The sequence below is a fragment of the Gordonia liuliyuniae genome (genome assembly GCF_021739025.1).
Classification (GTDB): Bacteria; Actinomycetota; Actinomycetes; order Mycobacteriales; family Mycobacteriaceae; genus Gordonia; species Gordonia liuliyuniae.
In genome coordinates, this window is the sequence record NZ_JAKKOT010000010.1 from 1 (window position 1) to 11,363 (window position 11,363).

Consider the following 11,363-nt stretch of genomic DNA (forward strand, 5'->3'; position numbering starts at 1 on the left):
AGAGTAAACGCGACATCATCCGCTGCCTGAAACGCTACGTGATCCGCGAGGTCTACCACCTCGTCAAGACCGACCCGCGAACAGGCGAAGTCATGAGTTGACAACTATAGGAGCATCAATGCAATGCGCTGGCCGAAACGATCAACGGGCTTTACAAGACCGAATTGATCAAGTCCCGGCGACCGTGGAAGGGGTGCGACGACCTCGAGATAGCGACTGCAGAGTGGGTCGACTGGTTCAACCGCCGCCGACCGTTCGAGTACTGCAACGACCTCACCCCAGTCGAGGCAGAACGCGCACACTACGCTCACCACCAGACCCCAGCACCTGCTGGAGTCTCAAACTAAAAAGTCTCCGGACTTGCCGGGGCGATTCAATGCGTGTCAATCGGCCGTGAGCCAGGCTCGGTAGGCGGTCGCGAGTTCTGCATTGGGGCGTTTTCCGCGTTCGAGTTCGGAGAGCCGGGTGAGTTCGGCTCCAATGCTCATTGCGGCCCGGACAAGCGTTGCACCGCGTTGGAGCCGTAACTTTCTAAGGTCGTCAGTTGCCGGCACTGGCCCGGGGTGGATGAGGAGATGGCCCGCTTCGCGGGCAATCGCGCGTTTGAGACACCGAAGGACGTCCTTCTTCGACTTACCGTTCGCGTGCAAGCGCGCTGAGTAGTCCTTCGTGCGCTGGTCATTGGACAGGTGCACCAGAGCAACCTGGTGCAGGGTCCAGTTCCAAGACAAGCCCCCGAGGGCCATCAGTCACCTACAGAGTCACACGCACCAGCGGCGAGGCCCTTCCATCATCAACGTCACCTATCCGTGCAGCAGTCCCGCACGGTGTACGGCGATCATGTATCTGTAGCACGCATTGGTACATGTCCAGGCGATGTTGCTGGTTCCGATGCACATGCAACGGGATATGCATCGGGGAAACGAGTCGCGCGGTGCGGTATAGGCGCTCATCATCAGGGCATGAGTGACGAGCACGTCCCTCCCGAACTGGAGCCGACCCTGAGCCGGATACCGCCGGAGATGGGACAGAACATCGGCACTGGCCCGGGCTGGTACCCGATCATCGTGGAACTCGACCGGCAGCTCGCCGCAATCGACTCGGGGTACACGCTGCACCAGGTGAAGCAGAAGCTCAGTGAGCTGCCCATCTACTTCGAGGTCTCCGACACCGCGACGGACGACGATCACGAGCACATGCGCGCACTGGTCCGGGCACGAACTTGCGAGCTGTGCAGTGAACCGGGCCGGTTGTGGATCTCTCGGTTCGGTGGGATCCGAACGCTGTGCGCGGACTGCGCAGCGGGGAGAAACAGGGACACAAGCGGGTTCGACCATGACCGAGGCCGAACGCGCCGCGTTCCCGCCGCCGAACACAGTTGCGGAGTTGCGACTCCTTCTTGACCAGCTCCCATCTGACGCGCTGGTACTCGTCGACGGATACGGAGCGGCGTACGCCGTGATCGGCGCTGCGGTGATCACCGAGGTGCGGGAGCTGAGCGGTCGGCCCAGCTACCTGGGGAGATTCGAGCACCTCGCCGATGCCGCACGAGCGATCGCCGGAGACGACGTGGGTTGGATCAGTGAGCCGGGGCCGCTGCCGGAGCTGGTCGGCGAGCCGGTGGTGGCGCTGGTGTTGAGGTGAGAGGTCCGAGACGACGATGACGAGTAGCGAGCGTCGCACCTGTGAGGCCCGTCTGGTGCGCGCGACGTCGGCCGGTGACCCGGACCCCGAGCGCGCCCGTGGCGGAGCGTGTGGCCGTGGAGTTCCTGCGGTCCGACGACGCGGAGTTGGACTTGCACTCGGCGACGGTCTGGGCGGAGTTGACCGCCTCGGATGTGCCGTACGAAGAGCGGGTGGGCTTCGTGCAGATGTGGATGCGCGAGGTGCGCGATGCGTTGCGACGGGTCTAGCTCAACCCAGAGCGGGGGCGGTTACGGGATCCCGTAACTGCCCCGTTCCCTGTGGGTCGTCGTCTACGCCGCGTGCTCCACGCTGACGAACGAGGGGGCGACGCCCCCGACGGTAAGGACGGACAGGTCGAGCTTCGACACGGGGAGATTCCAGGCATCACGAGAAAGGTGATGCTGAGGCTCCCCCACCTAGACCCCTCCGCGGCGGGGTGGCGGGCGATCCAGCGGGGGTTGGGCACGGTGCCTGTGCGCATCGAGTGATGCACGGTCGCGCGCGGACCCGCGACCTGGGTACATTGTGCAGGATTGGTGCGACAACACCGCGCGATGCGCACGGTGACTGGTCGGCGTACCGCGCGCATGAATCCATGGCACGGAGATGGCACGATGCCCGATCCCTCGGTCTGCGTGAGCCGATGAACTGCCATAATTGTGCATCTGGGGGCTGCGTCAGTTGCATGTTGTGATGCACGCATAGTTATTCAACGATCGGCGCGCCGTCCCGAATTGGGGCGGCGCGCTGACCTGCGAGCTCAAGAGCGCTCGCGGGGGGTCGCTCGGAACTACAGTGGTCGACGTGAAAGCCGTTGTGTGCAGCCAAGGCAACCTGACCGTCGACGACCTCCCGGACCCCACTCCGGGGCGTGGCCAGGTGGTGTTGGACGTGGCACGGACCGGTATCTGCGGTTCGGACCTGCACGCCCGTCACCACGCGGACATCGTCGCCGAGGTCGCCGAACAGGCGGGCTATTCACACATGATGCGGTCCGACCAGCGGGTCGTGATGGGACACGAATTCGTCGGGACCGTCGCCGAATACGGCCCGGGCTGCCATGAGCGGTGGAAGGCGGGGACGCGGGTCGTCGCGCTTCCGATGATCACCGAGGGCGGCGGACCTCAACTGGTGGGCCTGTCCGAACTGGCGCCGGGCGCGTACGCCGAACGCGTCCTCGTCCAGGAGTCGATGGTGTTGGCCGTCCCCGAAGGACTGTCCGACGACGAGGCCGCGCTCACCGAACCGATGGCCGTCGCTTGGCACGCTGTTCGTCGCGGTGACGTCGGGCGGGGACGAACCGCAGTCGTAATCGGCTGCGGGCCTATCGGTCTCGCTGTCATCGCGATGCTCAAGGCGTCGGGGGTGAAGCAGATCGTGGCGAGTGACCTGTCGCCGCGCCGCCGCGAACTGGCGCGCGAGGTGGGCGCGCACGTCGTCGTCGATCCCTGGGAGACCGACCCGTTCGACGCGTACAAGCCTTCCCGCAACGAGTTGCGGTCTGTGTCGGACATGGTCGGACTCGCACTCGGGACCATGGGCAAGCTCCGTGCGGTGCCCGGCGTGCCGTGGTGGCACGTGTTCCGTCTCGCCGAACGGCTCGGCGAAGTCCCCGCCGGCCCCGTCGTGTTCGAGTGCGTCGGAGTACCCGGCATGATCGGGCAGCTCGTCGACACCGCACCGCCGCGATCACGCATCGTGGTCGTCGGCGTCTGCATGGAGCAGGACGCCTTCATGCCCGCGATGGCGGGCAGCAAGGAGATCGAGTTCCGCTTCGTGTTCGGCTACGACCCCGGAGAGTTCCACGACACGTTGCAGATGATGGCGAGCGGAAAAGTTGACGTGAAGCCGCTGATCACCGGAGTCGTCGGCCTCGACGGTCTGGAAGCCGCGTTCGACGCGCTCGGCGATCCCGAGAAACACGCCAAGATCCTCGTCGACCCGAAGAGCCCGGCCACACAGGTGTGAGGGTCAGCGTCGCCGCGCTGCCATGTCCCGAACGAATCGGGTGGCGCCGACCGTCATGTAGCTGCCAGTCAACGCGACCATCGCGACGGCCGCGGGCTTCGGCAGGTCGCCGCGGACCAGATGCGCGGTGCCGTGCGCGGTATCGGTGATGTCGACCATCAGCGCGAGCCGCTGCCAGCGGGGCCGCTCGGCGGCCGGGGTGGTCAGGTAGCCGAGGCCGAGAGCGATGGCGCGGGCACCGAAGATCCGTGTCAGGTAGTCCAGTTCAGGCGTCTGCTGCACGCCCAGACCCCGGGCGAGCGTGCCGGGCGCGACGAGAGACGCGACACCGAGCGCGATTCGGCCGACGGCGAGCCCGCGCAGGGCAGGCAACAAATGATCTGCAGGCAACGGGTCATTTCGGGACCGCACGTCGTCAGTGCTCATTGTCACATCGTGGCACGTGCGCGCTGCGCTGTCACCCGAGCTTCCATGCGAACGCCGCAGCGACTGCGCCCGCTGCGTTCGCCGCCCAATGCAACGCGAGACAGGGGAGAAGGCTCCCGGTCGTCACTCGCAGCCAGCCGAACACGGCCCCCGAGGCGCCCGTGAACAGGACTGCGCCGACCACCCCGAGCACTTGGCCGACTGTGCCGGAGCCGACGACGTCGCCGATCCCGTCATTGCCTGCGGACAGCCCGGTCGAGGAGACCACGTGCCACAGCCCGAAGAGGACGGCCTGCGCGGCGATCGTGACCGCGACGGAATGACGCCGCAGCAGCGCGCCGGTGATGACGCCGCGGAACAGGAGTTCCTCGGGGATCACCGTCTGCAGCGGAATCAGCACGAATGCCGAGCACAGCGCCCACCCAAGCTCGCGGTACGCGTCGTTGTGGAACAGGTCGCGTAACGGCGGGATCGCCAGCGCCAGCGCGACGGCGACCACGACGACTACGACGATCACCGCCGCCCAGCGCGCGCCTCGGGCCCAGGTGCGCGGCGACAGGCCGAGATCGTCGGCGCGGAGACCAGAGCCGACGGCGAGACTCACTGCGATGAGTGCGGTGATCGTCACGATCCACCGCGACCACGTGTAGTGGGTGTAGTGCATGGTCGTCTCCGCGGCGAACATGACGATGACGAGCGCGATCAACAGGTAGTAGTAGCGGACACGACGGCGGACGAGTCGTGATCCTGGGTGCGGGTCGGGCACGTGTGTCACGTCGTCTCCCTCGCCCGTGAGGCGAAGATCAGGGTCAGACGGCGATCAGCGGGCGGACGATGGCGTCGTCGTCCACCGGTTTGTACGGACCCGGCTTCTCGGTCACGCGACCGCCCGGGAAGGCGAGTTTCTCGCGGCCGATCTGTTCGAGCTCCTCAGCGGAGAGTCTCGCGAGGGGGTTCTCGACGTCGGGGCTGTTCGGCGGGGAGAAGGCCATGTCATGTCCTATCCTTGTCGGCTTCTAGAGGTCGATGGTGACGTCTCCTCCGGGGAGTTCACGCAGGTACGGACCTCCGTTCCGGCCTTCGTGACACGCCCGGTCCGCAGATCACGGTGAAATAGCCCAGCCCTTTCATGGCGAGCTTGGCCGCCGGGGGCATGTCGACTCGTGTTCCGCGCTCCGGCATGCCACCACACTCCGATTGGACCGGTCCTGTTTGGGCTGGTGGAGTTCACGGTAGTCAAGACCGAAGGACGCGAGATGCGAATCTCACAGATCCGTGCTGATGGCTGTCGTCGCGGACGTGCCGTCGTCGCAGAATGCGCCGATCGTGTCGGCGTGTCGTCGGGCGCCACGCCGATCTCCGTCAAGACACACGATGTTGTGTTGCGATCTGGCGCCCGCCCCAAGCGGTAGGGTTGAGCCGTTCTAACGATCACCATTTCTTCAACGCGAGGTGTCATGTCTGAGATCGCCCACAGTCCCGCCGAAGGTGCTCCGGTGAAGCTGGTGAGCCGGGTGTCGGCCATCAACTGGAATCGTGTGACCGACGACAAGGACGCCGAGGTCTGGGACCGTCTGACGGGCAATTTCTGGCTGCCCGAGAAGGTTCCGGTGTCCAACGACATCCCGTCCTGGGGCACGCTCACCGACTACGAGAAGACGCTGACGATGCGCGTCTTCACCGGTCTCACGCTCCTCGACACGATCCAGGGCACCGTCGGCGCCATCTCACTGATCCCGGATGCGATCACACCGCACGAGGAAGCGGTGATGACGAACATCGCTTTCATGGAGTCGGTGCACGCCAAGAGCTACAGCTCGATCTTCTCCACCCTGTGCTCCACCAAGGAGATCGACGAGGCGTTCCGCTGGTCCGAGGAGAACGAGCATCTGCAGCGCAAGGCGCAGATCATCATGGACTATTACCGCGGCGACGATCCGCTCAAGCGCAAGGTCGCGTCGACGCTCCTCGAATCGTTCCTGTTCTACAGCGGCTTCTACCTGCCGATGTATTGGTCCTCGCGCGCCAAGCTCACGAACACCGCCGACATGATCCGCCTGATCATCCGCGACGAGGCCGTCCACGGCTACTACATCGGATACAAGTACCAGCGCAGCCTCGAGACGCAGACGGCTGAGCGCCGCGCCGAACTGAAGGACTACACGTTCGAGCTGCTCTTTGAGCTCTACGACAACGAGACCGACTACACCGAAGCCCTCTACGACGAGGTCGGCTTGAGTGAGGACGTCAAGAAGTTCCTGCGGTACAACGCGAACAAGGCGCTGATGAACCTCGGCTACGAGGCGATGTTCCCGAAGGATGAGACGTCGGTGAACCCGGCGATCTTGTCGGCGCTCTCGCCGAACGCCGACGAGAACCACGACTTCTTCTCGGGCTCCGGCAGTTCGTACGTCATCGGCAAGGCCGTCAACACCGAAGACGACGACTGGGACTTCTGATTCCGCGAAGGCGATCCCGACATCGTTTCTCACGTCCGACGTTTCAGTTCGGCGTAGAAGGTGGCCAGGTCGTCGAACGCTTCGGCCAACTGGGTCGCGGGAACGCCGGACGCGCGCAGCGCGGTCCTCAACGCCGCGGGCTCCAACTCGGTGAGCGCGTCGACTGCCGGGAACGGGGGAGGGGGCGGCAGGACGACGGTGTCGCCGTAGAAGTCCTCGGGCAGGACGTCGCCGTTCGACGGATCGTCGGACGGCTCCGCGTCGCCGCCACCTGCGGCTCCCAGCAATGCAGGCAGATCTGTGCCCATCACCTGCAGTAACACGGTGGGGCGACGATCGACCTCGGCGGCCACCTCGAACGCGGTCGCCAGCACGTGGATGCACCGCGGCGCCTGATCCGGGCACGTGCAACTCGATTCGACGTCTGCCGACTCCGTCGGTGCGATCAGGTTCCCGAGACCGGCAGGCTGCTCACCGCGCGCCAGCGCGAGCAGATCGTCGACGTCGCCCGTCGTCCGGAGCAGACCGACGACCGTGTCCGCGTCGACGGTCCGCGTGCGCAGGATCACATCGAACGGATCGAGCTGCGTGCCGCGGACCGCAGAGGTGATCGTCCCGTCGCCGATCACCAGCGCGTCGACGTGCCGGTCGCGGAAGTAGCGTCGCGCGCCGGTGATGTGCCGGTGGTCGGCGCCCGCCTCGACGACGGACACGAACGCCCGCGACCAGCCGGTGATCCCGTACCCGCGGATTGGGGCTGCCCGTCTCCGCCCGCTCATTCGCCGACCGCCTCCTCACGCAACGCGAGCAGGTCGAACAGCGCGTCGTCGTCCAGGTCCGACAGCCAGCTCTCGCCGGTCTTCACCGTCAACTGCGACAGTTCCCGTTTGGCCGTCACCATCTCGTCGATCCGTTCCTCGAGAGTGCCGACACAGACGAACTTGCGTACCTGCACGTTGCGGGTCTGACCGATCCGGTACGCGCGGTCGGTCGCCTGGTCTTCCACTGCCGGATTCCACCAGCGGTCGGCGTGGATGACGTGATTGGCCGCGACCAGATTCAGTCCGGTGCCGCCGGCCTTCAACGTGGCGATCAACACGGGCGGACCGTCGCCGTCCTGGAACCGTTCGACCATGGCGTCACGTTCGGCTCGCGAGCGCCCACCGTGCAGCACCGGCACGTCGACGCCGAGGATCGGCGACAGCCACTCGCTGAGCAGATCGGCGAACACCGCGAACTGGGTGAACACGAGCGCCTTGTCGCCTTCGGCGATCAGCGTGGTCAGGACGTCGATCAACAACTCGACCTTGCCCGAGCGGTGACGGCGTTTACGCATCAACGGTGACCCGTCGCCGAGGTAGTGGGCCGGATGGTTGCAGATCTGCTTGAGGCGGGTGAGGGCGGCGAGGACGCTGCGGCGTCGTTCGCCCACGGGATTGCGTTCGGCGAGCGCTTCGTGCAGTTCGTTGAGAACCGCCTGGTAGAGGCCCGCCTGCTCGGTCGACAGGTTGGTCCGCACGATGAGTTCGGACTTCTCCGGAAGGTCGGGAGCGACGTCCGGGTCGGTCTTGGTGCGACGCAGGATGAACGGACCGGTGAGCGTGTTGAGGCGACGCAGTGCATCCTGATCACGGTCGCGTTCGATGGGCTCGGCGAACCGTGAACGGAACTTCGACGCGGTCCCGAGCATGCCCGGATTCACGAGGTCGATCACTGCGCGGAGATCCTCCAGGCGATTCTCCACCGGCGTGCCGGTCAACGCGATCCGGAGTCGGGCAGGTATGGCACGCAACGCTTTCGCCGCCGCCGTGTTCACATTCTTCACGTGCTGCGCCTCGTCGACCACCAGTTCGGTCCACGGGAGAGTCGCGAGCTCGGCGCGGTCCCGGGCGAGCGTGGCGAATGTCGTCAGCACGACGTCGACGTCGCCGGTCCGGATCGCGTCGACGCGGCGGCCCGTCCCGTGGTGCACGACGACGCGCAACCCCGGCGCGAACGTCGTCAGCTCCCGATGCCAGTTGCCGATGACTGACATCGGGCACACCACGAGGGCGGGCGGCAGGGTGTCGTCGGCCGCCCGCATCGTCGTCAACAGTGCGATGACCTGCACGGTCTTTCCGAGCCCCATGTCGTCGGCGAGCACGGCGCCCGCGCCCATCGATCCGAGCGTGTGCAGCCAGTCGAGTCCGCGCTGCTGATACGGGCGCAACGTCGCGTGCAGCGACGCAGGAGCGTCCACCGGTTCGGGAACGATCGCACCACCCCGCGCGACGTCGTCGAGCCAGCCCAGACCGTGCACCGACGAGACCGGTACCGGCAGCTTGTCGACCGGATCCGCGACCAACTCCAACAACTGAGCCATCGTCTGCTTGGCATCGGGATCGGCGACGGCGCGCTGCGCAGCGAGGAACGACGCCGCCCGATGCAGCGCAGCGCCTTCCGCGCGCAACCAGCGACCGCGGACCTTCACCAGGTTGCCGTGCTGTTGGGCGAGCTCGTCCAAGTCGGCCTGCGACAGCTCGGGCGAGTCCGGGGCGTCGCCGAGAGCCAGCCGCCACTCGAAGTCGGAGATCTCGTCGAGTCCGACGAAACCGGGTCGTGCCCCGCCATCGGGGACTGCTGTCGCCGCTCGTAGCGACAGGCTCGGGGACACCGAGGCGATCGTGCGGGGGAGCAGGACGGTGATCCCGGCCTGCGAGATCGACTCGGCTCCGGAGGTGAACAGATCGTCGACGGCCCCGGTGTCGAGGAGGAAGTCGAGCGAATGCGGGTCGGTGTCGGCGACGGCGAGCACGCCGAACGCGCGGACCGCGATCGCGAGGTCGCCGGTGATCGCCTCGAGTTCGTGCGGGTCGATCCGGTGCGGTGCGACGGGCACGACGTCGCCGGTCGCGGTGTGGCGGCACACTTCGAGGCGCCACCGCGTCTGAGTGAACGGCACGGGCTCGTCTGGCGGCTCGTGCAAGCGCAGCACCAGTGACGCCGCTTCCGGACCGACGGTCGCGAGCCAGTCGGTCCACGCGCTGCGTGCGCCGGGCAGGTCGGGGACCGGCGACGGGGCCGGCTCGGCGAGTCCGGCGATCAACGGAACCTGGGAGCCGACGCGGTCGCCGATCCGGCGCCGGACCTCGTGGTCGAGGAGTTCGTTCGCGAAGTCGGTGATCGCCGCCGATCCGCCGTTGTCGGCGATCGCGGGGGGCGCGCTGCCGTGCGCGACCTGCATCCAGGCGCGCCACGCGCTCGTCGGCATCGGCAGCCACCGCACCTCGGTGATGCCGGCGACCTCGACGGTGCCGGGGGCGACCGCGCCGGCGTCGATCGCCGCGCGCACACCGGCGAGGAGATAGCGGTAGAACGCGACGTCGCCACCCGGACGCGCATGGTCGAAGCGGTCGAACAGTTGCACGGCGGTCGGTACGCCGACCGCCGTGGCGTGCACGAATTCGCGCGACCCGCCCCGCGTCCGGAGTTCGACGGGGTGACGGAGCCTGCGCCCACCGATCAGATCCGCCAGCGTCGACGGCACGTCGGCCACCTCGTCGAGGAGTGTGCCGGCGTCAGCGGAGGCAGCTGCTGGCCACACTGCGAGACCGAGGCCGGGACGCCAGAGGACACGGACGGGTGGAGCCTTCACAGACACCGTTGCCTTCACAGAATCGTTCTACGCCGACCTACCGACAATCTCGGCTAGCCGCTCGCCGAGCTGCTGTTCAACGACTGCTTGAGATCGTTGAGGACGAGCCATCCCGCGGCGACGCCGGGCCGCCCATACCAGACCTCGTCGTTCACCGACAGCACCCGTTTCCACGTGGGGGCGCCGAGATTGAGCCACTCGTCCGACATCAGGACGTCGTGGCCGCGGTCACGGCCGCCGTCGCCCGCATAGCTGACGTAGATGAGGTCGGCGTCGGCGTCGGTCATGTTGTCGTCGGTCATCGGCACCGCGGCGGGAGTGCGCTGCGGCGCGGGCCGGTCGACGCCGACCAGCGCCATGATCTGCGCGCCGAACGGGGACGTGCCCTCGATGAGCGACTCGTCCGGAGTGAAGCGCACGAGAGACACCTGACTATGACTGGCGTCCATCACCCGGCCCACACGGGCGGCCTCGGCGATGAACTCGTCGACACGCTGCGTACCGGCCGCCGACCGGTTGGTCGCCTCCGCGACGGCCATCAGCGACGCCTTCGCGTCACCGGCCGGGTCGACGACGGCGGTCCGCGCCGTGCCGAGCGCACCTGTCGCAGTCAACGCATCGAGTCGCTGCGCGGTGCCGGGCGTCGACAGCACCAGGTCGGGCGCCGCTTCGCGGATCGCCGCCGCATCTGGCGTGTCGCCGACGGCGGGGACCGCGGCCAACTGCGGACCCAGGTACTCCGGCACCGAACCCGGCGCCGCCGTGATCGCCCGGACCTGCGGGCCGAGGCCGAGTGCGCACAACCCGTCCAACAGTGCGGGGTCGGTGACGACGATCCGCTTCGCGTCGGTGCGCCCCGGGTCGACCGCCGTCGGCGCCAGGCACGTTCGCGAGTAGTCACGACCAGCACCGACGATGTTGACCTCGGCGAAACGAGTGGTCGTCGTGGAGATCACCGATCCGTCGGGGGTCCGCAGCACGCCGTCGTCGCTGCCGCACGCGGACAGTCCGACGGCGAGCGTCGCGGTGCACGCCAGCGCGGCGGCGGTGGAGCTCATACGGCCGCGGGCGAGGCGTCGGGGGAATTGATGCACGCGCCCACGCTAGCACCGGTGCGCGGCACGGTGATCTGGCCGCGAACACGTAATACGACAGTTCGTAGGACCCACTCGGAATTGCACCCGGCTCTG

The 11,363-nt window shown here is 67.1% G+C and carries 11 protein-coding genes and 1 pseudogene; 6 read left to right on the forward strand and 6 right to left on the reverse strand.

Translation table 11 applies throughout. The features are described from left to right. Window positions 1-122 precede the first annotated feature (122 nt). The 5 genes and pseudogenes from L5G28_RS19015 to L5G28_RS19035 all read left to right on the forward strand — a co-directional run. Window positions 123-347, forward strand: a pseudogene (locus tag L5G28_RS19015) (integrase core domain-containing protein); the annotation flags it as partial. Window positions 348-962: 615 nt separating this feature from the next. Beyond that, on the forward strand, window positions 963-1,403 hold the full coding sequence (locus L5G28_RS19020; protein WP_237002894.1) for a hypothetical protein: 441 nt from the start codon (window positions 963-965) through the stop codon (window positions 1,401-1,403). Beyond that, the gene (locus L5G28_RS19025; protein WP_237002895.1) at window positions 1,387-1,644 is read left to right on the forward strand and encodes a hypothetical protein; all 258 of its coding nucleotides are present in this window, start codon (window positions 1,387-1,389) and stop codon (window positions 1,642-1,644) included. The genes L5G28_RS19020 and L5G28_RS19025 overlap by 17 nt, the downstream gene beginning before the upstream one ends. A gap of 110 nt (window positions 1,645-1,754) precedes the next feature. Then, window positions 1,755-1,913 carry a hypothetical protein gene (locus tag L5G28_RS19030; protein WP_237002896.1) on the forward strand — a complete coding sequence of 53 codons (159 nt, stop codon included), beginning with the start codon at window positions 1,755-1,757 and terminating at the stop codon, window positions 1,911-1,913. 577 nt (window positions 1,914-2,490) lie between these two features. Continuing rightward, window positions 2,491-3,654 (forward strand): zinc-binding dehydrogenase, encoded by a 1,164-nt coding sequence (locus L5G28_RS19035; RefSeq protein WP_237002897.1) that lies wholly within the window; start codon window positions 2,491-2,493, stop codon window positions 3,652-3,654. Between the two features lie 3 nt (window positions 3,655-3,657). On the opposite strand, the gene L5G28_RS19040 is transcribed toward L5G28_RS19035, so the two are convergent. From L5G28_RS19040 to L5G28_RS19050, 3 genes are read right to left on the reverse strand one after another with little or no spacing between them, the layout of a single operon-like run. Then, entirely contained in the window at window positions 3,658-4,080 is a 423-nt protein-coding gene (locus L5G28_RS19040; protein WP_237002898.1) for a hypothetical protein, read from the reverse strand. A gap of 31 nt (window positions 4,081-4,111) precedes the next feature. After that, the gene (locus L5G28_RS19045; RefSeq protein ID WP_237002899.1) at window positions 4,112-4,855 is read right to left on the reverse strand and encodes a CPBP family intramembrane glutamic endopeptidase; all 744 of its coding nucleotides are present in this window, start codon (window positions 4,853-4,855) and stop codon (window positions 4,112-4,114) included. A gap of 34 nt (window positions 4,856-4,889) precedes the next feature. Further along, a complete protein-coding gene (locus L5G28_RS19050) occupies window positions 4,890-5,072 on the reverse strand; it encodes a hypothetical protein (RefSeq protein WP_237002900.1) in 183 nt (60 codons plus the stop codon). A gap of 465 nt (window positions 5,073-5,537) precedes the next feature. Here L5G28_RS19050 and nrdF point away from each other — a divergent pair, with 465 nt between their 5' ends. Then, window positions 5,538-6,539, forward strand: coding sequence for a class 1b ribonucleoside-diphosphate reductase subunit beta (gene nrdF / locus L5G28_RS19055; protein ID WP_237002901.1), 1,002 nt, complete (start codon window positions 5,538-5,540; stop codon window positions 6,537-6,539). Window positions 6,540-6,568: 29 nt separating this feature from the next. Here nrdF and L5G28_RS19060 read toward each other — a convergent pair whose 3' ends face one another. Genes L5G28_RS19060 through L5G28_RS19070 form a run of 3 tightly spaced genes read right to left on the reverse strand, consistent with a single transcriptional unit; the run spans window position 6,569 to window position 11,231 of the window. Further along, on the reverse strand, window positions 6,569-7,318 hold the full coding sequence (locus L5G28_RS19060) for an SWIM zinc finger family protein (protein WP_237002902.1): 750 nt from the start codon (window positions 7,316-7,318) through the stop codon (window positions 6,569-6,571). Next, a complete protein-coding gene (locus L5G28_RS19065; RefSeq protein ID WP_237002903.1) occupies window positions 7,315-10,191 on the reverse strand; it encodes a DEAD/DEAH box helicase in 2,877 nt (958 codons plus the stop codon). Before L5G28_RS19065 ends, L5G28_RS19060 begins: the two co-directional genes overlap by 4 nt. Before the next feature lie 35 nt (window positions 10,192-10,226). Beyond that, window positions 10,227-11,231: an ABC transporter substrate-binding protein gene (locus L5G28_RS19070; protein ID WP_237002923.1), complete on the reverse strand. Its 1,005-nt coding sequence runs from the start codon at window positions 11,229-11,231 to the stop codon at window positions 10,227-10,229. Window positions 11,232-11,363 lie beyond the last annotated feature (132 nt).

Coding starts and splice junctions, on each gene's coding strand:
- L5G28_RS19020 (WP_237002894.1), top strand. CDS start 963: ATGAGTGACGAGCACGTCCCTCCCGAACTGGAGCCGACCCTGAGCCGG.
- L5G28_RS19040 (WP_237002898.1), bottom strand. CDS start 4,080: ATGAGCACTGACGACGTGCGGTCCCGAAATGACCCGTTGCCTGCAGAT.
- L5G28_RS19050 (WP_237002900.1), bottom strand. CDS start 5,072: ATGGCCTTCTCCCCGCCGAACAGCCCCGACGTCGAGAACCCCCTCGCG.
- nrdF (WP_237002901.1), top strand. CDS start 5,538: ATGTCTGAGATCGCCCACAGTCCCGCCGAAGGTGCTCCGGTGAAGCTG.
- L5G28_RS19060 (WP_237002902.1), bottom strand. CDS start 7,318: ATGAGCGGGCGGAGACGGGCAGCCCCAATCCGCGGGTACGGGATCACC.
- L5G28_RS19070 (WP_237002923.1), bottom strand. CDS start 11,231: ATGAGCTCCACCGCCGCCGCGCTGGCGTGCACCGCGACGCTCGCCGTC.